A 22,861-nucleotide genomic window follows, 5' to 3' on the forward strand; every position below is an offset into this window, starting at 1 on the left:
TCAACTCCGGGCGAGCGCGGCGGACAGCGCGTGATACGAGGCCTTCGGTCGGCGTTCAAGGCTGTCGAAATCGACGTGGACGAGGCCGAAGCGTTTGTCGTAGCCCAGCGCCCATTCGAAATTGTCCATCAGGGACCACACGTAATAGCCCTTCACCGGCACGCCCTCGGCCAGCGCCCGGCGCAGGGCGGCGACATGGGCGTCGACGTAAGCGATCCGGTCATCGTCCTGCACCGCGCCGTTTTCCAGCCGGTCGGGCGCCGCCATGCCGTTTTCGGTAACAAAGAGCGGCGTATCCCCGGTAAAATCGCGCGCCACCATGGTGAGGAAGTGGTAAAGCCCGTCGGGAAAGATCTCCCACCCCATCTCGGTTTTCGGCAGCGGGCCATCGACCTCGGCGAGGCCGGGCCAGGGGCCGGGGGCCGGGGCGATGAGCTTGCGGGTGTAGTAGTTCAGCCCGCACCAGTCGACCGGCTGCGAGATCAGCGCCATGTCGTCCTGCCAGCCTTCCGGCAAATGGTCGCCGAGGCCTTCGATCACCTCCTCGGGGTATTCGCCCTTGAAGATGCCCGAAAGGAAGAAGCGGTTGTAGATCGCGTCGTAGGTGCGCGCGACGCGGCCGGCTTCGGCGCTCTGGTCGGCGGGCTGGGCGTATTCGAGGTTGCAGACCGCGCCGAGGTTGCTCATCCCCAGCTCCCGCATCACCTGGGTGGCGGTGCCGTGGGCGAGCATGACATGGTGCATGGCGCGGGCGGTGGCGCGGATGTCGCGCAGGCCCGGCGCGTGGGCGCCGAGGAAATGGCTCAGCCAGCTCACGCACCACGGCTCGTTGATGGGTGCCGCCGACCAGACCCGGTCACCGATCCGGCCCATGATCGCGGCGGTGAAATCGCCGAACCACCTGGCCACGTCGCGGTTGCGCCAGCCGCCGAGATCGGCGAGCGCCGAGGGCAGTTCCCAGTGGTAGAGCGTGGCGGCGGGCTTGAGTCCGCGCTCCAGCAGGCCGTCGACAAGACGATCATAGAAATCAAGTCCTTCCGGGTTGATGTTCATCCCGTCCGGCATCACACGCGCCCAGCTGGTGGAGAAGCGATAGACGTCGAAATTGCCGCCCGCGACGAGATCGAGATCCTCCTCCCAGCGGTGGTAATGGTCGCAGGCGCGGGCACCGTTCTCGGCCTTGGCGACGTTGCCGGGGGTGGCGGCGAAGCTGTCCCAGTGGGTTTCGCCGGCGCCGCCGAAGGCATGGCCCTCGATCTGGTAGGCGGAGGTGGCGGTGCCGAACTGGAAATCGGCGGGAAAATCGGATCGGGAGAAGCTGAAGTTCATCGCGAGACACTTTGCAACAGGGGGCCGGTGGACTGGCCGAGGATAAGGTCGGCCTCGAGCAATTGCTCGCGCGGGCCGCTGCCGGGGGATTCGACGAGATCGAGCAGCATCTCGGCGGCGCGCTGCCCGGCGGCGCGCACCGAGGAGCGGGTGGCGGTGAACACCGGCACGTCGCCGCGGTTCTTGAGATAGCTCAGATCGTCGTCATGGGTGATGACCGAAACATCGCGCCCCATGCGAAGCCCGACCTCCTCGATCGCCCGGCGCACGCCGATGGCGGGAAGGATCGAGGAAACCAGGAAGGCGGTGGGCGGGGCCGCGGTGGCGAGCAGGGTGCGGGCGGTGTCGTGGCCGTAGACCTCGGTCATCTCCTCCGAGGTCATCAGCGCGGGATCGGGCGTCAGCCCGCGCGCGGCGAAAGCCTCCTCGAACCCGGCGCGGCGGCGGATCGCGAAATCCATGTTCTCGAGCCCGTTGACCAGCGCGATCCGCCGGTGGCCGAGATCGAGCAGCAGATCGGTGGCACGGCGGAAGGCGTGGGTGTTGTTCATGTCGACCCAGGAATAGGGTTCGACGGCATCCGAGGCGCGGCCATGCACCACGAAGGGCATGCCGATCTCGGTCAGCAGGTGCACCCGCGGATCGCCGAGCTTCGGGGCGTGCACGATCAGCCCGTCGACCGACCCCTTGGTGCGCAACTCGCGGTAGGCCTGTTCCTGGTCCTCGTCGGGCACGATCGAGATCAGCATGTCATAACCGCGCCGGGAATAGACCTCGCCGGCCCCGGCGAGAAAGTCGGCGAAGATCGGGTTGACCATCTCGTGCCGGGCGGTGACCGGGATCACGTGGCCGATCGCCATCGCCCGTCCGGTGGCGAGGCTGCGCGCGCGCATGTTGGGCCGGTAGCCATGCGCCTCGGCGGCCGCGAGCACGCGCCGGCGGGTTGCCTCGGCCACCTCCGGGTAGCCGTTCAGCGCCCGGCTGACGGTTGTCTGCGACAGGTGCAGAAGCTCGGAGAGGTCCTTCAGCTTCATGGTTCGGGCGGGGGTCCAAAGCGGTTTGACGGATTTGGCGACCTTAGAGCGAATTATTTTCCGCGTCAAAAGAATCCCGAAAACCGGGCAGATCGGCTTTGAGAAAGAGGAATTTTTCAGCAACTCATGTCTGCATCATTGACAGGGCAGGGGGCATGGGCGACCCTTCGATCATCCAAAGCGCTTTGGGGTGAGTCGGCAGACGGCCCCGGATGCGCTCGGATTGTTTCAGGCGCCTGTCTTGGCGCACATCTGGGAGGATACCGATATCATGAAACAACTTCTTATGACTGGCGCGGCCGCGATGGCGCTTTCCGCCGGTGCGGCTTCCGCCGAGCAGATTACCGTGTTTGGCCCGTGGCTTGGCCCGGACCAGGAAATGGTCGAGCAGGTGCTCGCGATCTTCGCCGAACAGTCCGGCCATGACGTGCGCTACACCGGCTCGGACAGCTTCGAGCAGCAGATCGTGGTCGATCTCGAAGCCGGGTCGGCGCCGAACGTGGCGGTGTTCCCGCAGCCCGGCCTCGCTTCCGACATGGCTGGCCGTGGCTTCCTGACCCCGCTGAAGGACGGCACCGCCGACTGGATGCGCGAGAACTACGCCGCAGGCCAGTCCTGGGTGGATCTCGGCACCTACAACGGGCCCGACGGCGAACCCTCGCTCTACGGCTTCCCCTACAAGGTCGACCTGAAATCGCTGGTCTGGTTCGTGCCGGAAAACTTCGAGGACGCGGGCTACGAGATCCCGGCCACGATGGAAGAGCTGAAAGCCCTGACCGACCAGATCGTCGCCGATGGCGGCACGCCCTGGTGCATCGGCCTCGGCTCGGGGGCGGCGACCGGCTGGCCCGCCACCGACTGGGTGGAAGACATGATGCTGCGCATCCACCCGCCGGAAGTCTATGACGCCTGGGTGACCAACGAGATGCCGTTCAACGACCCGAAAGTGATCGCGGCGATCGAGGAATTCGGTTATTTCGCGCGCAACGACGCTTACGTTGCCGGGGGCGCCGGCGCGGTGGCCACCACCGACTTCCGCGACAGCCCGAAGGGTCTGTTCGAGTCGCCGCCGCAGTGCTACCTGCACCGTCAGGCCTCGTTCATCCCGGCCTTCTTCCCTGAAGGCACCGAGGTGGGCGTGGACGCCGACTTCTTCTACTTCCCGGCCTATGCCGACAAGGATCTCGGCACCCCGGTGCTTGGTGCTGGCACGACCTGGGTGATCACCAACGAGAACCAGGCGGCGCATGACCTGATGGAGTTCCTCAAGACTCCGGAGGCGCACGAGGCCTGGATGGCGCAGCGCGGCTTCCTGACCCCGCACACCGGGGTGGACACCAGCGTGTTCTCCGACCCGACGCTGAAGAAGATGAACGACATCCTGCTCGAAGCCACCACCTTCCGTTTCGACGGGTCCGACCTCATGCCCGGCGGCGTGGGCGCGGGTTCGTTCTGGACCGGCATGGTCGACTACACCGGCGGCGCCGATGCTGAAGAAGTGGCCGACACGATCCAGTCGAGCTGGGAAGCGCTGAAGTAAGCGCGCCCGGTCCGGCAGGACCATCGAAAACACCGGGGGCGGCCCGTGGCGCACATGGGCCGCCCCTTGACCAACCGGCCAAGCGCGGCAACGATGCTCGGCAGGCGATAACGCAAAAGAACAGGGGGGGAAGGCATGCAAGCGGCATTCCAGGGGCTGCTGGTCATCCTGATCGGTGTTGGCGCAGCCGTCGGCTATTTCTATTTCTCGAATGTCTACCTCGACAAGGTGGTGTTCCCGGCCCGGGCGCAGACCGCGGACGAGCTGCGCGCGCGTCGGATCAAGGCGCCGCTGATTTCCTTCCTGCTGGTGATCGCGCTGGTGGTGATCGCCACCTTCCTGCTGCCGGTGCTGGTGGCCCGCAGCATGTCCGATGTGGCCGCCGCCCTGCTCGGCGGTTTCGGCGCTGTCTGGGCGCTGGCGACCTCGATCTCGGGGCTTTACGTGCTCGTCGTCGCGGTGATCGCGGCGCTCGCCACGCGGCTCCTGCTCGCGGGCGATCTTTCCGGCATCGGCCAGAACATCAACCGCGCCAACCTGATCCGGCCCTGGCTCTTTCTCGGCCCCGCACTTTTCGCGCTCGGGCTCTACCTCGCCTACCCGGTGATCGAAACCCTGCGCCTCAGCCTGACCGACCGGGTGCCGATCCCGGGCGGCGGCGGGGCTTTCCGCTACCAGTTCGTCGGGCTCGACAACTACACCCAGATGATGGGCGAGCCGAAGTTCTGGGAAGCCTTGCGCAACAACTTCTTCTGGCTTCTCGTGGTGCCGGCCATGTCGACCGTGTTCGGCCTGCTGGCGGCGCAGCTCACCGACCGGCTGAGCTGGGGCAACATCGCCAAGTCGATGATCTTCATGCCGATGGCGATCAGCTTCGTCGGCGCCTCGGTGATCTGGAAACTGGTCTATGATTTCCGCCCCGCCGGCAGCGAGCAGATCGGCATTCTCAACGCGCTGGTAACCTCGCTCGGGGGCGAGCCGCAAACCTGGCTCACGGTGCCGTTCTGGAACAGCTTCCTGCTGATGATCGTGCTGATCTGGATCCAGACCGGCTTTGCCATGGTGATCCTCTCGGCCGCGCTGCGCGGCATTCCGGAGGAAACCATCGAGGCCGCCATCGTCGACGGCGCCAACCCGCTGCAGATCTTCTTCAAGATCAAGGTGCCGCAGATCTCCGGCACGATCGTGGTGGTCTGGACGACGATCACCCTCGTGGTGCTCAAGATCTTCGATATCGTCTTCGCCATGACCAATGGTCAATGGGAGACGCAGGTGCTCGCCAACTACATGTATGCCAAGCTGTTCACCTCCAACGATTGGGGCGTGGGCTCGGCCTCGGCCATGGTCATCATGATCCTGGTGCTGCCGATCCTGATCTGGAACGTGCGCAATGCGCGCCGCGAAATGCGCTGAGGGAGGCACAGATGGACAATATCGCAGGTAAGAAATCCAGCCTGACCTGGGCGGTGAATCTCTCGGTGGTTCTGCTGGTGGTGCTCTGGCTCTTCCCCACCGTCGGGCTCCTGATCTCGTCGTTCCGCACCGCCGACCAGATCGCCACCACCGGCTGGTGGAAGGCGCTGTTCCCGGCCGAGCAGAACCTCGTGCTGCGCGCGGCCGATCCCGACGAGAACCGGGTGGAACGCGACGGCGTTTACGTGGTCGAGGGCAACCTGTTCGAAGGCGAGGACGTCACCGGCAAGATCCGCGTCTGGGGCACCTCGTCGCAGGCGATTTCGGCCTTTACTCCCGGCGAGGTCGCCGACCTCGGAGACGGCGAAACCATGACCGTCGGCGCCGATGGCGCTTATAGCTGGACCGGCAGCGAAGACCAGATCAGCGGACGCGGGCAAAGGGTGTTCGTCTCCGCCATGGTGCCGCCGAAATTCACCCTCGCCAACTACGAGCGGGTGCTGTTTTCCGGCTCCAACACCGACTCGATGGCGAAAGCCTTCTTCAACACCCTCACCGTGACCATTCCGGCCACGATCATCCCGATCCTGATCGCCGCCTTCGCCGCCTACGCGCTGGCGTGGATGGACTTCAAGGGCAGGGCGCTGCTGATCGCGGTGATCGTCGGCCTGCTCGTGGTGCCCTTGCAACTGGCGCTGATCCCGCTTCTGAAGCTGCACAACGGCATCGGCATCGGCAAGGGCTACCTCGGGGTCTGGCTCGCGCATACCGGATTCGGCCTGCCACTGGCGATCTACCTGTTGCGCAACTACATGGTCGGCCTGCCGCGCGACATCATCGAGAACGCCAAGGTCGACGGCGCGACGGACTTCCAGATCTTCACCCGGATCATCCTGCCGCTGTCGTTCCCGGCGCTGGCGAGTTTCGCGATCTTCCAGTTCCTGTGGACCTGGAACGACCTGCTCGTGGCCAAGGTGTTCCTGATCGACGCCACCGGCGAGACTACGGTGATGACCAACCAGATCGTCGAACTCCTCGGCACCCGCGGTGGCAACTGGGAAATCCTCGCCACCGCCGCCTTCGTCTCGATCGCGGTGCCGCTCGGGGTGTTCTTCGCGATGCAGCGCTACCTCGTGCGCGGCCTGCTGGCCGGCTCGGTGAAATAGGAAAAGGACATGACCGCACAACAGGAAGCGCCGGCGATGACGCATCTGGCGAAAGACCCCGAATGGTGGCGCGGCGCGGTGATCTACCAGATCTACCCGCGCTCCTACCAGGACTCGAACGGCGACGGTGTCGGCGATCTGCTCGGCATCGTCCGCCGGCTGCCCTATATCGCCTCGCTCGGGGTGGACGCAGTCTGGATCAGCCCGTTCTTCACTTCGCCGATGAAGGATTTCGGTTACGACGTGTCGGATTACTGCGACGTCGACCCGATGTTCGGCAGCCTCGCCGATTTCGACGCGGTGATCGAGACCGCCCACGCGCTCGGGCTGAAGGTGATGATCGACCTCGTGCTCTCGCACACCTCCGACCAGCACCCCTGGTTCAAGGAAAGCCGGGCATCGAAGGACAACCCGCGGGCCAACTGGTATGTCTGGGCCGATGCCAAGCCCGATGGCACGCCGCCGAACAACTGGCTCAGCATCTTCGGCGGCTCGGCCTGGCAGTGGGACGGCGGGCGCATGCAATATTACATGCACAACTTCCTCACCTCGCAGCCCGATCTCAACTTCCACGAGCCCGCGGTGCAGGAGGCGCTGCTCGACGTGGCGCGGTTCTGGCTCGAACGCGGGGTCGACGGCTTCCGCCTCGATACGATCAACTTCTACGTCTGCGACAAGGAGTTGCGCGACAATCCCGCGCTGCCGCCCGAGGCGCGCAACGCCACCATCGCGCCGGCGGTGAACCCCTACAACTGGCAGGAGCACATCTACGACAAGAACCGCCCGGAAAACATTGATTTCCTGCGCAAACTGCGCGCGGTGATGGAGCCCTACAACGCCGCCGCCGTGGGCGAGGTGGGCGATGCGCAGCGCGGGCTCGAGATCATGGGCGAATACACCGCGGGCGATGACCTGATGCAGATGTGCTATGCCTTCGAGCTGCTGTCGGGCGAGCAGCCCGGGGCCGAGGACGTGGCCGGCATCATGGCGCGGGTCGAGGCGGTGGCGGCCGATGGCTGGGCCTGCTGGGCCTATTCCAACCACGACGTGAAGCGCCACGCCACCCGCTGGCAGCTCTCGCCCTCCGCGCTCAAGGGTTTCACCACGCTGATGATGTTCCTCAAGGGCTCGGCCTGCATCTACCAGGGCGAGGAACTCGGGCTGCCCGAGGCGGAGGTCGGGTTCGACGACCTGCAAGACCCTTACGGCATCGAGTTCTGGCCCGAGTTCAAGGGCCGCGATGGCTGCCGCACACCGATGGTCTGGGAGACCGATAACCGGCAGGGCGGGTTCTCCGCCGCGAGCCGGACCTGGCTGCCGGTGGCGAGCGAGCATCTGCACCTCTCGGTCGAGGCGGCCGAGGCCGATCCGGGCGCGCTGCTGCATCATTACCGCCGCGCCATCGCGTTTCGCCATGCCCATCCGGCGCTGAAGACGGGGGTGATGGAGAACATGCAGGTGACCGGCACGGTGCTGAGTTTCACCCGCCGCGACGCGGCGGAAGAGGTTTTCTTCGCCCTCAACATGGGCGACGAGCCGGCAAGGTTCTCGCCGCCGGAGGGAGACTGGCGCCCGATCGGGCTGGAACTGAACAGCGCCCAGCCGGGCGTCGATGGCGATCTGCACCTGGCGCATTGGCAGCCGTGCATCATGCTGCGCAACCGCGATCAGGACGAAGAGGCGTAAGGGGAGGGAACAATGGCAGAGCTGAAACTCAGGAATGTCGACAAGACCTACGGCGGCAAAGTCGAGGTTCTCAGAGACATCAACATGGACATCAAGACCGGCGAACTGATCGTGTTCGTCGGTCCATCGGGCTGCGGCAAGTCGACCTTGCTGCGGATGATCGCGGGGCTCGAGAAGATCACCGGCGGCACGCTGGAGATCGACGGCATGGTGATGAACGACGTGCCGCCCTCGCAGCGCGGCATCGCCATGGTGTTCCAGTCCTACGCGCTCTACCCGCACATGACGGTCTACGACAACATGGCTTTCGCACTGAAGATCGCCAAGAAGTCGAAGGAGGAGATCGACAAGTCGGTGCGCCGGGTGGCCGGCCTGCTCCAGCTTACCGATTATCTCGCCCGCCTGCCCAAGGAGCTTTCCGGCGGCCAGCGCCAGCGCGTCGCCATCGGCCGCTCGATCGTGCGCGATCCCAAGGTCTACCTCTTCGACGAACCGCTCTCCAACCTCGACGCGGCGCTGCGCGTGGCCACCCGCATCCAGATCGCCGAACTGAAGGAAGCGATGCCGGACAGCACGATGATCTACGTCACCCACGACCAGGTCGAGGCGATGACGCTGGCCGACAAGATCGTGGTGCTCGCCGACAAGGGGATCGCGCAGATGGGCAAGCCGCTGGAGCTTTACGAGCGGCCCAAGAACGAGTTCGTGGCCCAGTTCATCGGCTCTCCCGCGATGAACCTGCTGCCCGGCGAGATCGTCGGCACCGGCAAGCAAACCAAGATCGACCTGCACCACGGGCACGACGCCGTGGCCGACGTGGAAACCCAGACCGCCGAGAAGGGCTGGGCGGTCAACGTCGGGGTGCGGCCGGAGGATTTCCGCATGGCCGAAGAGGGGGATCACGTGTTCTTCGAGGGCACGGTGGATTACGTCGAGGCGATCGGCGAGGTGACCTTGCTCTATTTCAAGACGCAAGGCGACGACTCCGACCCGATCATCGCGAAATTGCCCGGCATCCATGACGACCTGCGCGGCCAGACGGTCAAGCTCACCGCCGACCCGAACAAGGTGCAGGTGTTCCACGACGGGCTCTCCCTGCGCACGCGCTGACCCTCCCGGGCGCCGAGCGCGCGCCCCGCCGCTTGAACCGGGCGGCGGGGCGAGATACATGCCTCGAACAGACGCTATAACAAGAGGCGCCCAAAATGCGCGCGGACACGCAGAACACCGTCGAGGCGATCGAGAAATCCCTGCAGCTGCTTTCCAAGCGGATCGGCATGGATACCGCCGAGCACCGGCTGGAAGAGTTCAACGCCATGACCGAAGACCCGGAGTTGTGGAACGATCCCGACCGGGCGCAGAAGCTCATGCGTGAACGCCAGGCGCTGGCCGATGCGATCGAAACCTATACGACGATGGCACAGGATCTTTCCGACAACATCGAGCTGATCGAGATGGGCGAGATGGAGGACGACGCCGAGGTGATCTCCGAGGCCGAGGCGGCGCTCAAGGCGCTGAAGGAAAAGGCGGCGGCGGCCGAGCTCGAAGCCCTGCTCGACGGCGAGGCCGACTCCAACGACACTTTCCTCGAGATCAACGCCGGCGCCGGCGGCACCGAAAGCTGCGACTGGGCGTCGATGCTGGCGCGGATGTATGTTCGCTGGGCCGAGGCGCACGGCTACAAGGTGGAGCTTCTGAGCGAAAGCGCCGGCGACGAGGCTGGCATCCGCTCGGCCGCTTACAAGATCTCCGGGCACAACGCCTATGGCTGGCTGAAGTCCGAAAGCGGCGTGCACCGGCTGGTGCGGATCTCGCCCTACGATTCCGCGGCGCGGCGGCACACCTCGTTTTCGAGCGTCTGGGTTTACCCGGTGGTCGACGACAACATCGAGATCGAGGTGAATCCCTCCGATATCCGGCTCGATACCTACCGCTCCTCCGGCGCCGGCGGCCAGCACGTCAACACCACCGACTCGGCGGTGCGGATCACCCACCTGCCCACCGGGATCGTGGTGACGAGTTCGGAAAAATCGCAGCACCAGAACCGCGACATCGCGATGAAGGCCCTGAAATCGCGGCTCTACCAGATGGAGCTCGAAAAGCGCAACGCCGAGATCAACGCCCAGCGCGAGGCCAAGGGCGAGGCGGGCTGGGGCAACCAGATCCGCTCCTACGTGCTGCAGCCCTACCAGATGGTGAAAGACCTGCGCACCGGCTACGAGACCTCCGACACGCAAGGCGTGCTCGACGGCGACCTCGACGGGCTGATGGGGGCGACGCTCGCCATGGGCATGTCGGGCAAAGGGCGCGAAGCGGCGGAGGAATAGGGCCGCGAACGCCGGTGCGGTCTGCCCGCCCAGCCGCTTGACGGTTGCGTCATTCTGACGCAACACTTTCCCCAAGAGCGACCGAAAACAAGCTCGCCAGGGAGAGACATGTCAGACGCCACCGCAACCGCCCCGTCGTCACCGCCGAATATCGGCCGTGTCCAGTTTTCCGATATCGGCGCCGTGCTGCGCAGCGGCTGGCGTGATTTCACCCGCGCGCCGCTGCACGGGCTGTTCTTCGCCAGTTTTTTCGTGATCGCGGGACTGCTGATCTTCCTGCAACTCGACCGGATCGAACGCAGCTATTCGATCATTCCACTCGCCTTCGGCTTCCCGCTGCTCGCCCCCTTCCTTGCCATGGGGCTCTACGACGTGAGCCGGCGGCTGGAGCAGGGCAGGGATCTGCCGCTCGCGGGGGTGTTGCGCGTGGTCTACCGCCAGAAAGACCGGCAATGCCCGTCGATGGCGGCGGTGATCATCGTGATCTTCCTGTTCTGGGTGTTCATCGCCCACATGATCTTCGCACTGTTTCTCGGCTTCATGCCGATGACCAATATCTCGACGGATTGGGCGGCCACGATCCTCACCTCGAACGGGCTTTCGATGCTCGCCTTCGGCGGCGCGGTGGGGGCGGGGCTGGCCTTCGTGCTGTTCTCGATCACGGTGATGGGGCTGCCGTTGCTGCTCGACCGCGAGATCGACTTCATCAGCGCCATGATCTACTCGTTCCAGACCGTGATGGCGAACCTGGTGCCGATGCTGGCCTGGGCGCTGGTGATCGCGGCGCTGACGCTGCTGGCGATGCTGCCGTATTTCCTCGGTCTCTTCGTGGTGCTGCCGGTGCTCGGTCACGCCACCTGGCACCTCTACCGGCGGGCGATGACCTTCGACAGCCCGGGCGCGGCCTGACGGCTGCGGCGCCACCTTCAAAACAGGTCTGCGCAAAGAAAAAGGCCGCCCGGCAAGGCGGCCTTTTCAGCGCGTGGCTGTGAGGATCAGTTCTTCTCGGTGGGCGCGCTGTTGCCGCCCGGAAGCTGCATCGGCTTCTTGCCGCCCGAGTTGCTCAGCGGGTCTTCCTGGCGCTGAACCGAACCTTCGAAATGGGCGCCGGATTCGATCGCGATCGTCTTGTGGACAATGTCGCCCTCGACGCGGGCGGTGGCGGTGAGGCGCACCTTGAGGCCGCGCAGGCGGCCGATGATCCGCCCGTTGACCACCACGTCATCGGCAACCACCTCGCCCTTCACGGTGGCGCTTTCGCCCACGGTGAGCATGTGGGCGCGGATGTCGCCTTCGATGGTGCCCTCGACGACGATATCGCCGGTGGACTTCATGTTGCCCTTCACCACGAGGTCGGCCGACAGCATGGATGCCGGCGGCTTGGCCTTGGGCGCGGTGGCGGGAGCCGCCATGCCGGACGCGGGTTTCTGCGCCTCGGGGGCGGTGGGCGTGGTGTCGCTCGCAGAGGCCTGCTTGGGCCCCGGTTCATTGATCCTGCTTTTAGAAAACATGTCTCGCTGCCTTGATATAGATCATTGGGTCGATGGGTTTGCCGCTGACGCGGATCTCGTAGTGGAGATGGGGCCCGGTCGACCGGCCGGTGTTTCCCATATCACCGATCCTCTCGCCGCGCGAGACCCTTTGTCCAACTTTGACTTTGACGGCCGAAAGGTGCCCATAGCGGGTCTCGATTCCGAAGTCGTGCTTGATCGTAATCAGCCGGCCATAGCCCGATTGCCAGCCGGCATGGGTGATCACGCCATCGGCGGGGGCGTAGATCGGCGTGCCCACCGGCCCGGCCATGTCGACGCCCGCGTGCAGGCGGCCCCAGCGGGTGCCGAAGGACGAGGTGTAGCGGAACGAGCTTTTCACCGGCATGCCGAACGGCAGCTTCTCGGCGGCGATACGGTAGAGGTTCATCCGGTCGAGCTCGCCGAGGATCTGGTTGGCCCGCAGCGTGTCGATGTCGGGGTCTTCGCCCTTGGTCGACAGGATCAGCGGCATCAACGGGCCGCCTTGCCCGGAATAGCCCCGGCGCACCGTTTCGAGGATGTTGTCGGTCGACATCCCGGCGGCGCTGAACATCTTGTCGAGCGGCTCCAGCGAGACGGTCACGGCCTCCTCGAGCTGGCGGAAGATCTGGTCGTTGCGCTCCTGGCGCAACCGTTGCTCGAAGACGAGGTTTTCGGCGAAGTCCTCGGCCTCGCGCGCCTTGCCCAGCGCCGCGTCGCGCTCGGCGGCGGTGAGGTCGAGCGCGGCGGTGAGGAAGCTGACGGTTGCGTTCGCCTCCGCGGGCAGGCCGGGCCGGGGTGCCCCGTTCTCGCCGGTGGCTTCGGCCAGCATCGTCTCGACCGTTTCGCGCGCCTCGTCGCGCTGGTTGATCGTGCGCCGCAGCGTCGCCTGGATCACGTTGATCCCGGTTTCAAGCTCCTTGCGGCGGTCTTCCGAGGCGAGCAGATCCGACTGCATCCGCGAGATCTGGTCCATCGCGAGGGTGAATCGCTCCTGCGCCGCCACCGCTTCCATCGCGCGCGCATCGCGCTCGGAGGCGAGGATCTGAAGCCGCTCTTCGTAGAGCCGCTGTTCGCGCATCGCCTGTTCGCGGACGTTGCCGGCGCCGATCGAATCCATCAGCAGCACCGCGGTTGCGATGATCGCCCAGGCCACGAAGGCGGCGCTGCCGGTCCAGGCAATGAGCTGTGTCAGCGGAGAAAGAATGATGAACCGCGTGCCGTCTTCCGATCGAAGGAAGACCCGCTGTTCGGGAAAGCTGCGTTCAAGCTTGTGGTCGAGTCTGTGTGCCAGTTGTTTAAGCAATGGCCCTGTTCCGGTTGCCCCATCCCAAAACGCGCAGGCCCTTCCGACCCCGCGCATCGTGCACAGTGGATAGCCCGCGCGGACAGGGGAAGGCAAGAATCTTCGCGAATTTTCATCGAGTTGCTTTGCCGCAGGTGGCGAGATACCGCTTATTTCCCCTGTGTTTCCGTCAACGGCCAGTAGAAATCGGGCGGCAAACCGGCCTCGGCGCGCTTGGCCTCGTTGAACGGCGGTTTCAGCGGGCCGCGGAAGTAGCGCCGCACGAGGTCGTGGAAATTGTCCTTCGGATCAAGCTCGTGGCGACCGCACAGGAAGTGGAACCACTTCGAGCCATAGGCGACGTGGGCAACCTCCTCGGCATAGATCGTCCGCAGCGCCGCGACCGCGCCCGCGTCGCCCGCCTTCTCGAACAGCGCGATCATGTCGGGCGTCACGTCGAGGCCGCGCGCCTCCAGCACCATCGGCACCACCGCGAGTCGTCCCATCAGGTCGGTCGCGGTGTCCTCGGCGGCGCGCCACATGCCGGCATGGGCAGGCAGGGCGCCGTAATGGCTGCCATGGGCTTCAAGAACGTCGCAGACAAGGTTGAAATGCTTCGATTCTTCGCCTGCCGATTTCACCCAGTCGTCATAGAACCCCAGCGGCATCGGGGTGTCGGTGAAGCGCGCGATGATATCCCAGTGCAGATCGACGGCGTTCAGCTCGATATGGGCCACGGCGTGCAGCATGGCGATCCGCCCCTGCGGCGAGCCGGGGCGGCGGCGCGGCACGTCGCGCGGGTCGAGCAGGTCTGGCCGCGCGGGGCGGGCCGGGCGATCGGGCGGACTGGCCGTGCCGATTTCCAGGGGTGCCCCGGCGGCGCGGGCGGCGGCCCATTGCGCCGCGTAGTCGAGCGAAAGCGCCGCCTTCGCCCGCCCGTCGCCGGTGCGCAGGACCGCCTCGGCCATCGCCGCGAGGCGCAGGCTCACAGCGCGCGCACCGCGTCGAGCACCTCCTCGGCGTGGCCGGAAACCTTCACCTTGGGCCAGGCCTGCGCCACCGTGCCGTCGGGACCGACGAGGAAAGTGGCGCGGGTGATGCCCATGAAGGTCTTGCCATACATCTGCTTTTCGCCCCAGACGCCGTAACGCTCGCAGACATCGCCATCGGCGTCGGAGAGCAGCGCCATGCCGAGTTCCTGCTTGGCGGCGAAATTTTCCTGCTTCTTCACGCTGTCCTTGGAAATTCCGAGCACCACGGCGCCGGCCGCCTCGAACGCGCCGAGAAGCGAGGTGAAATCGCGCGCCTCGGTGGTGCAGCCCGGCGTGTTGGCCTTGGGATAGAAGAAGATCACAACCGGCTTGCCGGCGTAGTCCGCGAGCGAGACCTCACCGCCGCCGTCGCGGGGCAGGGTGAATTCAGGCGCTTTCGCGCCGACCTCGATGGGGCTTTGTGTCATGTCTGTTATTCCCTTGCTTGATCCCTTAGGGCATTGGTCTAAGTGGATACGGTTGGAAATGGAACCCGGACCACAGTGCCGGCAAGACCCTTGATGAGCGAAACCACGAGCCCCCAGACCGATCAGCGCGACGCGTCCACGGCCCCGCAACGGCAACGTTGGCGGCCGCGGCGTCTGCATTGGCACCTGGGCTTCTGGACGCTGGTTTCGGGCGGCCTGCTCGCGCTGTTCGTGGTGCTGGCCTCGATGTCGCTCACCGGCCGGGTCGTGGTGCTGCCCAAGTGGGCCACAGAACAGGCGCTTGTCCGGCTCAACGAGGTGTCTCCGGCGGTCGATTTCACCCTGCGGCAGATGGAGTTCGGCGTCACCCCGCGCGGCCGGCCGAAGATCCGGCTGGTCGATCTGGGGATTCGCGACGCCTCGGGGCTGCAACTGGGCCAGCTCAACGGGGTGGAGGGCGGCATCCGGCTCGGCGCGGCGCTGACCGGCCGGCTCGAACCGTCGACGCTGCGCCTGCAGGGCGCGCAGGTCACCCTGCGGCGACTGACCGACGGGTCGTTCGCGATCACCCTCGGGCAGGACCTGGGCGCGGCGGGCAATCTCGCCTCGGTGCTCGACAGCATCGACGCGCTGTTCACCACCGGGCCGCTGGCCGCGGCCGGGCTTGTCGAGGCCAGCGATCTGACGATCACCCTCGAAGACGCCCGCTCGGGCCGGATCTGGCAGGTGACCGACGGACGCATGGAGATCCTGCCCGGCGAGAAGGTGATCGACACCATCGTGCGCTTCGACGTCTTCAACCAGACCGAGGAACTGGCCAGCACCGAGTTCAGTTTCCGCTCGGCGCGCGACTCCTCCGAGGCCAGCATCGCGGCACGGTTCGAGAACGCCGCCGCGCGCGACATCGCGGCGCAATCGCCGGCGCTGGCCTTCCTTTCGGTGATCGATGCGCCGATCTCCGGTGCGCTGCGCTCGTCGATCGACGTCGACGGGGCGATCTCCGAGCTTGTCGGGGTGATGGAGGTTGGCGAAGGCGCGCTCTCGCCGGAACCCGGGGCTCAGCCGGCCAAGTTCGACGGCGGCAAGATCTACATCGACTTCGACCCGGTGCGCCAGCGCATCGACTTCCAGGGCGCGAAGGTGGAGAGCGAATTGGGCATGGCGCAGGCCGAGGGCCACGTCTACCTCGACGAAGTGCGCGGCGGCTGGCCCAACAGCCTGATCGGGCAGGTGGAACTGACCGGCGCGCAGCTCGACCCCGGCGAACTCCTGGCCGCCCCGCTCACCATTGACCACGGCGTCGCCGATATTCGGGTGCGCCTCAGCCCGTTCAGCATTGATATCGGCCAGGCGGTGATGTTTCGCGGCGACCATCGCTACGAGGTGAGCGGGCGGCTGGGGGCCGAGGCGGAAGGCTGGCGCATCGCCCTCGACGGCGCGTCGGCAGGGGCCGGGCGCGACGAGGCGCTGGCGCTCTGGCCGCAGGTCGTAGAGCCGACCTCGCGCGCCTGGGTCGCGCAGAACGTCTCGGGCGGCGAGGTGTTCGACGCCATGCTCTCGTTTCGCAAGGCGCCGGGGGAGCGGCTGCAGATGACCGGCACGATCGGCCTGCGCGACGCACGGGTCGACCTGCTGCCCGAATGGCCGGCCGTCGAACTCGGGGTCGGCTATCTTTCGATCATGCCCGCGGCCTTCACCGTAACCGCCGAGACCGCCGGGATCACCGCGCCCGATGGCAGCCGGATGGTGCTCGACGGGGTCAGCTACCAGGTCCCGCACAGGGGCAGCGCCAAGGGCAGGGGGATCGTCGATCTGGTCATGGAGGGCCCGGTGCGCGGGGCGCTGTCGTTGCTCGACCGGCCGCCGTTCAATGTTCTGGACGGCAGCGCATTCGGCCCCGACATGGCGCGCGGACGGGTGACGGCGCGCGGGCAGGTCAGCTTCCCGCTGATGAAGGGCGAGATTCCGATCGAAGCGGTGCGCTTCGCGGTCCGCGGCGATCTGACCGACATCTCGTCCGACGTGATCGTGCCGGGCACGCTGCTCACCGCCGACGCGCTGAGCCTCGAGGCGCGCGACACCGGGGTCGAGATTTCCGGCCCGGTCCGACTCGGGCAGGCCGAGGCGGCCGGGGTCTGGCGGCTGCCGCTCGACAAGGGCAAGGGCGGCGGGTCCAGCGCCGAGGGCACCGTCGAGATCAACCAGCGCGCGCTCGCGGAGTTCGGCCTCGACGCGCTCGAGGGCATGGTGACCGGGGCCGCGCGCGGGCGGTTCACGCTCGACCTCGCCGGCGCCGGGCCGCCGGTGCTCGAGCTGACCTCCGATCTCGGCGGGCTGACGATGTCGATCCCGGGCACCGGCTGGACCAAGCCCGCGCGCGCCACCGGCGCCCTCGCGCTCACCGCCCGCCTCGGCGACCGCGCCGAGATTACCGAGCTGTCGCTTGAAGCCTCGGGCCTCACCGCGCGCGGGCGGGTCACCACCGTCGAAGGCGGTGGACTGGGTGAGGCGCGCTTCGACCGCGTCACCATCGGCGGCTGGCTCGACGCGCCGGTGGTGTTGACCGGCCGGGGGCTGAACCAGCCGATCGGCATTTCGATCCCCGGCGGCACCATAGACATGCGCCGCGCCCAACTCGACAGCGGTGGCTCCACCGCCGCCGCCGGCCCGCGCCAGCCGCTCACCCTCGCGCTCGACCGGCTGATCGTCTCCGAGGGGATCACGATCAGCAATCTGCGCGCCGATCTCGACCTGTCGGGGGGCCTGAGCGGCACCTTCACCGGGCGCGTCGCCGCCAACGCGCCGATCCGCGGCACCATCGCCCAGAGCCAGGAGGGGGCGGCCTTCCGCATCACCAGCGCCCGGGCCGGCGCCGTGCTGCGCGGCGCGGGCGTGTTCCAGACGGCGCGCGGCGGCAACCTCGAGCTGATCCTCGCGCCGGTGAAGGAAGAGGGCACCTACGAGGGCGACTTCACCATCACCGACACCCGGGTGGTCAATGCCCCGGCGATGGCCGAGCTGCTCTCGGCCGTCTCGGTCATCGGGCTGCTGGAACAGCTCGAGGGCGAGGGGATCCGCTTCTCCGAAGTGCGCGGCCGGTTCCGGCTCGATCCGAAGGCGATGACGCTCTACCAGTCCTCCGGCATCGGCGCCTCGCTCGGGGTCTCGCTGGATGGCTATTACGACCTGCTGAACGACCAGATCGACATGCAGGGCGTGCTTTCGCCGTTCTACCTGCTCAACTCGCTCGGGCGCATCTTCAGCGCCCGCGACGGCGAGGGGTTGGTGGGCTTCAATTTCACCCTCAAGGGGGACGTTTCCGATCCCGAGGTCGGCATCAACCCGCTCTCGATTCTCACCCCCGGCGTGTTTCGCGAGATCTTCCGCCGCCCGCCGCCCGAGGCCCCGAAGGACTGACCGCATGAATGACCAGGACCAGCCCGAGGGCCGCCGCCTGTCGGACTACGATTTCGATCTGCCCGAACGCCTGATCGCCACGCGGCCCGCGCGCCCGCGCTCCTCGGCGCGGCTGCTCGTCGCCACGCCGACCACGCTCACCGATGCCACCGCCATCGACCTGCCCGGTTTCCTGCGCCCCGGCGACCGGCTGGTGCTGAACGACACTCGGGTAATTCCCGCCCGGCTGCGCGGGCACCGGCGGCGCGGCGAGGCGGTGGCGCAGATCGAGGCGACCCTGCTCGAACCTATGCCCGACGGCGCCTGGTTGGCGCTGCTCAAGCCGCTGCGCAAGCTGCGCGAGGGCGAGGAGATCGTCTTTTCCGACCAACTCTCGGCAAGGCTGGTGGCGAAGGCCGACGGCGAGGCCCGGCTCGCCTTCAACCTCGCCGGCCCGGATTTCGACGCCGCGCTCGATGCCGCCGGCCAGATGCCGCTGCCGCCCTATATCGAGGCCAAGCGCAAGGCCGACGCGCAGGACCGCGAAGATTACCAGACGGTCTGGGCCGAGAAGCCCGGCGCGGTCGCCGCGCCCACCGCCTCGCTGCATTTCGACGACGCGCTGCTTGCCGCGCTCGCGGCCCGTGGCGTCGAGACCACGCGGGTCACGCTGCATGTTGGTGCGGGCACCTTCCTGCCGGTCAAGACCGACGATCTCACCAATCACCGGATGCACGCCGAGTGGGGCGAGGTCACCGCGGCGGCGGCGGGCGAGATCAACGCCACCAGGGCCGCGGGCGGGCGGATCATCCCGGTGGGCACCACCGCGCTCAGACTGATCGAAAGTGCCGCCGAGGTGCCGGGCCAGATCGCGCCCTGGCGCGGGCCGACCGATATCTTCATCCGCCCCGGCTTCGCCTTCCGCGTCACCGACGGGCTGATGACCAATTTCCACCTGCCGAAATCGACGCTGATGATGCTGGTCTCGGCGCTGATGGGGATCGGGCGGATGCGCGAGGTCTATGCCCATGCCATCGCGAACGAATACCGCTTCTTCAGCTACGGCGACGCCTCCCTGCTCTTGCCGAACGAGGACTGAGCGCGCCCGGATCTCGGCTCACGGACAGTCCACGCGCCCCGCTCTGTTCTTCTTGGGTCCGGAAATACCTCGGGCCCTCTCGGCGTTTCGCCACCGAAACGCCTGCCGGGTTACCGATCCGGCTGACGCCGGATCGTCCAGGAGTCCGGGGGGCGGAGCCCCCGCCCGGATCGGATCGCTCTCGCGATCCGACATCACTCCTCCCACCACCAGACCTCGGGCTGGAACCCGAGCCAGTCGCCGTACATCGGGATGTGGTCGGGGAAGCGCAGCTCCTTCACATGGGCGATGTGGCTGACGTTGTTGTACCAGATCGGGATCACGTAGCGGCCGCTGGTCAGCACCCGGTCGAGCGCCTTGGTGGCGGCGCGGAACCCCTCCTGGTCGGGCGCCTCCAGCATCGCGTCGATCATCGCGTCGATCGCCGGGCTTTTCACCCCCATCCAGTTGCGCGATCCCGGCTCGTCGGCCAGCGCCGCCCCCCAGTAGAGCTTCTGCTCGTTGCCGGGCGAAAGCGAGAGCCCGCGGATATAGGGCGCCATGTCGAAATCGAAGGCCTTGGTGCGCTCGGTGTATTGCGCGCTGTCGACGGCGGTGATCGTCGGGCTGATCCCGAGGCGGCCGAGGGCGGAGGCGTAGATGTCGATGATCTGGCGGCTCTCGGTGGCGTTCTGGCTGAGCAGGATCTCGAAGGTGAAGGGCTCGCCGGCGGCATTCGCCATCACGCCGTCCTGCACCGTCCAGCCGGCCTGCGCCATCAGGTCAAGGGCCGCGGCGATGCCGGCGCGGTTGCGCTCGGTGCCGTCCGAGGCGGGCAGGGCATAGCCCTCCATCGCCCCCGGCAGCAGAGCCCCGGCGTGAGGCGCGAGCAGCTCGGCCACGCGGCCCTCGGCGGGGTTCTCGATATCGGCGCCCAGCACCGAGTTGTCGAAATAGCTGCGGATGCGGGGCAGGGTGCCGCCGTTCAGCGTCTGGTTGATGAACTCGAAGTTGAAGGCATGGATCATCGCTTCGCGCACCCGCCAGTCGGCGAACTGGTCGCGCCGTGTGTTCATCACGAAGCCGTTGATGCCGGTGGGGCGTTTGTGGGGGATATCGGAAAGCACCACGTCGCCCGACTGCACTGCGGGAAAATCGTATTGGGTGTCCCACTTGGCCTCGTTGGTTTCGCGATGGGTCGAGGCTTCGCCCGCCTTGAACGCCTCGAACACCACGTCGCCGTCGCCGTAGTAATCGAAGCGGATCTCGTCGAAATTGGCCTGGCCGCGCATGTAGGGCACATCCCGGCCCCAGTAATCGGGATTGCGCTTCAGGATGAGGTAACGGCCGGTTTCGAACCGGTCGATGACGTAGGGCGCCGAGCCGATCGGGATGAGATCGACGCCGGATTCGTCGAAGTCCACGCCGTCCCACTGCGCTTTTTGCAGGATCGGGCGCATCCCCATCAGCAGCGCAAGCTCGCGGTCGGCCTCGTTGAAGGTGAAACGCACCGAGCGCGGCCCGGTCTGTTCCATCGTCTCGACCTTGGCCCAGGCGCCGGCGTAGCGCGGGTGGCCCTCGGTGCCGAGCGTCTCGTAGGACCACATCACGTCCTCCACCGTCACCGGGCTGCCGTCGGAGAAGCGGGCCTCCTCGCGCAGGGTGAACTCGACCCAGGAGCGGTCGGGCGCGGTCTCGACGCTTTCGGCGAGAAGCCCGTAGAGGGTGAAGGGTTCGTCGTAGGAACGGCCCATCAGGGTTTCGAAGATCATGTAGGGCAGTTGCCAGGGCGCGCGGCCCTTGCGGATCACCGGGTTGAGAGAATCGTAGCTCCCCGATTCGGCGAAGACGATTCGCCCGCCCTTGGGCGCATCGGGGTTGACCTGCGGCAGGTGGGTGAAATCGGCGGGAAGCGCCGGGTCGCCATACATCGCGATGCCGTGCATCGGCTCGGCCCCCACCGGGATGGCCGTGGCCGCGATCACGGCGCCGGTGGCGAGGATTGCCCTTGTTTGGCGGGAGATTCGGCTGAAAAACTCTGGTGTCATCTGGTCAACAATCCTTCGCTGGCCTTGTTTGGCTGCCGGTGATGCTAGAGGGGGCCGGCTGGGTTTTCAAACTTTTAGCTTGGAACCTTCGCGTGGAAGGACTATAAAAGGGGCACTGCTCGATAGGTTTCTTGCCTGTATGAAACCTGCCTCAATGACTTAACGCCGGCCTTGTGCCGGCGTTTTTTTTTGGTCATCCGAGGGCGACGCCCGCCACCAGCTTTCCCGCGATCGCCAGCATCACCACGCCGATGATCAGATCGAGAATGCGCCAGGCCCGCGCCGAGCGCATCAGCGGTGCGAGCAGCCGCGCGCCGTAGCCGAGCGAGAAGAAGAACACGAAAGAGGCGAGAACGGCGCCGCCGCCGAAGGCGAGGCGCTCGGACCCCGGCGCGAACCCGGTCGAAACCGCGCCGATCAGGCCCAGCGTGTCGAGGTAGACATGCGGGTTGAGCCAGGTGAAGGCCGCCGCCATGGCGAGGGCGGCGCCGAGGCTCTGGGCTTCGGCCCCACGGCCCATCACGTGTCCCCCGGCCCAGGCCGCCCGCAGCCGCAGCGCGCCGTAGACCACGAGGAAGGCCGCGCCGCCGAGGCTCATCACCAGCGGCAGCGCGGGCATTGCTGTGGTGAGCGCGCTGAACCCGGCCACGCCGGCGGCGATCAGAACCGCGTCGGAGACGGCGCAGAACAGCACCAGCGGCAGCACATGCAGCCTGAGCAACCCCTGTCGCAGGATAAAGGCATTCTGCGCGCCGATGGCGAGGATGAGGGAGAAGCCGGTGAAGAAGCCGGTCAGCGCGGCGGCCGTCATGCCGGTTCGGGATCACCGGTGCCCGGTTGCACTGGTTCCTGACCGCTCGGGTAGACCAGGCCCGCCGAGATCACCAGCTTGGCGGCGTCCTCGATCGACATGTCGAGCTCAATCACCGAGGAGCGCGGCAGGAACAGCAGGAAACCCGAGGTCGGGTTGGGCGTGGTCGGCAGGAACACCGAGACCACCGGCTCGCCGACGGCGATATTGGCGTCGATCTCGCCCTTTGCGGTGGTCGAGATGAAGGCTATCGCCCAGATCCCGGGGCGGGGGTATTCGACCAGGCAGGCCTTGTCGAACTTCGAGTCCTGCTGGGCGAAGATCGTTTCGGCGATCTGCTTCACGCCACTGTAGAGCGAGCGCACGATCGGCATCCGGCTCACGACACGCTCGCCCCAGTGCAACAGGCTGCGCCCGATCACGCCCTTGGCGACGAAACCGACGATGGAGGTGAAGATCAGGAAGAACACCACCCCGAGGCCGCGCACGTTGACCTGGAAGTTTTCGCCGAACAGCCTGAGAAACCATTCGGATTCGCCGAACCAGCGATTGATGACCACGTCGGGATGGTAATAGCCCGGGATGAACGGCATCACCCAGCTGTCGATCCAGCCGACGAAGGTCCAGATCAGCCAGATCGTGATCGCGATCGGGAAGACGACGACCAGCCCGGCGAGAAAGTTGTTGCGAAAACCGGCGAAGGGGCGGAACCGCTTCTGGCGCGGCGCACCGTCAATATCTTCGCCAAGGTCTTTGAGGTCTTTCAGATCCATCGCCG

At 66.5% G+C, this 22,861-nt stretch carries 18 protein-coding genes; 9 read left to right on the forward strand and 9 right to left on the reverse strand.

Translation table 11 applies throughout. From position 1 onward, the window contains the following. Window positions 1-1,329 (reverse strand): GH1 family beta-glucosidase, encoded by a 1,329-nt coding sequence (locus IEW01_RS07335; protein WP_188526967.1) that lies wholly within the window; start codon window positions 1,327-1,329, stop codon window positions 1-3. Next, on the reverse strand, window positions 1,326-2,363 hold the full coding sequence (locus IEW01_RS07340) for a substrate-binding domain-containing protein (protein WP_188526968.1): 1,038 nt from the start codon (window positions 2,361-2,363) through the stop codon (window positions 1,326-1,328). Before IEW01_RS07340 ends, IEW01_RS07335 begins: the two co-directional genes overlap by 4 nt. Before the next feature lie 271 nt (window positions 2,364-2,634). On the opposite strand from IEW01_RS07340, the gene IEW01_RS07345 reads away from it, so the two are divergent. The 7 genes from IEW01_RS07345 (at window position 2,635) to IEW01_RS07375 (ending at window position 11,404) form a co-directional block, all read left to right on the forward strand. Next, a complete protein-coding gene (locus IEW01_RS07345) occupies window positions 2,635-3,903 on the forward strand; it encodes an ABC transporter substrate-binding protein (protein WP_188526969.1) in 1,269 nt (422 codons plus the stop codon). A 366-nt stretch (window positions 3,904-4,269) separates the two neighbouring features. Then, window positions 4,270-5,316, forward strand: a complete 1,047-nt coding sequence (locus IEW01_RS07350) for a carbohydrate ABC transporter permease (RefSeq protein WP_188527397.1) — start codon at window positions 4,270-4,272, stop codon at window positions 5,314-5,316. 11 nt (window positions 5,317-5,327) lie between these two features. Then, complete coding sequence (locus tag IEW01_RS07355; RefSeq protein WP_188526970.1) at window positions 5,328-6,482, forward strand: carbohydrate ABC transporter permease; 1,155 nt, start codon at window positions 5,328-5,330, stop codon at window positions 6,480-6,482. Between the two features lie 9 nt (window positions 6,483-6,491). Then, a complete protein-coding gene (locus tag IEW01_RS07360) occupies window positions 6,492-8,168 on the forward strand; it encodes an alpha-amylase family glycosyl hydrolase (RefSeq protein WP_229738139.1) in 1,677 nt (558 codons plus the stop codon). Between the two features lie 12 nt (window positions 8,169-8,180). Further along, the gene (locus tag IEW01_RS07365) at window positions 8,181-9,278 is read left to right on the forward strand and encodes an ABC transporter ATP-binding protein (protein WP_188526971.1); all 1,098 of its coding nucleotides are present in this window, start codon (window positions 8,181-8,183) and stop codon (window positions 9,276-9,278) included. Between the two features lie 95 nt (window positions 9,279-9,373). Continuing rightward, the gene (gene prfB / locus IEW01_RS07370; protein ID WP_188526972.1) at window positions 9,374-10,495 is read left to right on the forward strand and encodes a peptide chain release factor 2; all 1,122 of its coding nucleotides are present in this window, start codon (window positions 9,374-9,376) and stop codon (window positions 10,493-10,495) included. 108 nt (window positions 10,496-10,603) lie between these two features. After that, window positions 10,604-11,404, forward strand: coding sequence for a DUF2189 domain-containing protein (locus tag IEW01_RS07375; protein WP_188526973.1), 801 nt, complete (start codon window positions 10,604-10,606; stop codon window positions 11,402-11,404). An 86-nt stretch (window positions 11,405-11,490) separates the two neighbouring features. Here the strand turns inward: IEW01_RS07375 and IEW01_RS07380 are convergent, their stop codons facing one another. The 4 genes from IEW01_RS07380 to bcp all read right to left on the reverse strand — a co-directional run bounded on the left by IEW01_RS07380 (window position 11,491) and on the right by bcp (window position 14,750). Further along, window positions 11,491-12,006, reverse strand: a complete 516-nt coding sequence (locus IEW01_RS07380) for a bactofilin family protein (RefSeq protein ID WP_188526974.1) — start codon at window positions 12,004-12,006, stop codon at window positions 11,491-11,493. Further along, window positions 11,996-13,312, reverse strand: a complete 1,317-nt coding sequence (locus IEW01_RS07385; RefSeq protein ID WP_229738140.1) for a M23 family metallopeptidase — start codon at window positions 13,310-13,312, stop codon at window positions 11,996-11,998. Before IEW01_RS07385 ends, IEW01_RS07380 begins: the two co-directional genes overlap by 11 nt. A gap of 149 nt (window positions 13,313-13,461) precedes the next feature. Continuing rightward, entirely contained in the window at window positions 13,462-14,259 is a 798-nt protein-coding gene (locus IEW01_RS07390) for a ferritin-like domain-containing protein (protein WP_188527399.1), read from the reverse strand. 17 nt (window positions 14,260-14,276) lie between these two features. Then, window positions 14,277-14,750 (reverse strand): thioredoxin-dependent thiol peroxidase, encoded by a 474-nt coding sequence (gene bcp / locus IEW01_RS07395; protein WP_188526976.1) that lies wholly within the window; start codon window positions 14,748-14,750, stop codon window positions 14,277-14,279. Between the two features lie 93 nt (window positions 14,751-14,843). Here bcp and IEW01_RS07400 point away from each other — a divergent pair, with 93 nt between their 5' ends. Together IEW01_RS07400 and queA are read left to right on the forward strand one after the other, a co-directional pair. Then, window positions 14,844-18,167, forward strand: coding sequence for a hypothetical protein (locus IEW01_RS07400; RefSeq protein ID WP_188526977.1), 3,324 nt, complete (start codon window positions 14,844-14,846; stop codon window positions 18,165-18,167). A 4-nt stretch (window positions 18,168-18,171) separates the two neighbouring features. Further along, entirely contained in the window at window positions 18,172-19,245 is a 1,074-nt protein-coding gene (queA, locus tag IEW01_RS07405) for a tRNA preQ1(34) S-adenosylmethionine ribosyltransferase-isomerase QueA (RefSeq protein ID WP_188526978.1), read from the forward strand. Window positions 19,246-19,439: 194 nt separating this feature from the next. Here queA and IEW01_RS07410 read toward each other — a convergent pair whose 3' ends face one another. The 3 genes from IEW01_RS07410 to IEW01_RS07420 all read right to left on the reverse strand — a co-directional run bounded on the left by IEW01_RS07410 (window position 19,440) and on the right by IEW01_RS07420 (window position 22,856). Next, window positions 19,440-21,272, reverse strand: a complete 1,833-nt coding sequence (locus IEW01_RS07410; RefSeq protein ID WP_188526979.1) for an extracellular solute-binding protein — start codon at window positions 21,270-21,272, stop codon at window positions 19,440-19,442. 193 nt (window positions 21,273-21,465) lie between these two features. After that, window positions 21,466-22,083, reverse strand: a complete 618-nt coding sequence (locus IEW01_RS07415) for a LysE/ArgO family amino acid transporter (protein ID WP_188526980.1) — start codon at window positions 22,081-22,083, stop codon at window positions 21,466-21,468. After that, window positions 22,080-22,856, reverse strand: a complete 777-nt coding sequence (locus IEW01_RS07420; RefSeq protein WP_188526981.1) for a DUF502 domain-containing protein — start codon at window positions 22,854-22,856, stop codon at window positions 22,080-22,082. The genes IEW01_RS07415 and IEW01_RS07420 overlap by 4 nt, the downstream gene beginning before the upstream one ends. Between the last annotated feature and the right edge of the window lie 5 nt (window positions 22,857-22,861).

The sequence above is a fragment of the Sinisalibacter lacisalsi genome (assembly GCF_014640115.1).
Taxonomy (GTDB): domain Bacteria; phylum Pseudomonadota; class Alphaproteobacteria; order Rhodobacterales; family Rhodobacteraceae; genus Sinisalibacter; species Sinisalibacter lacisalsi.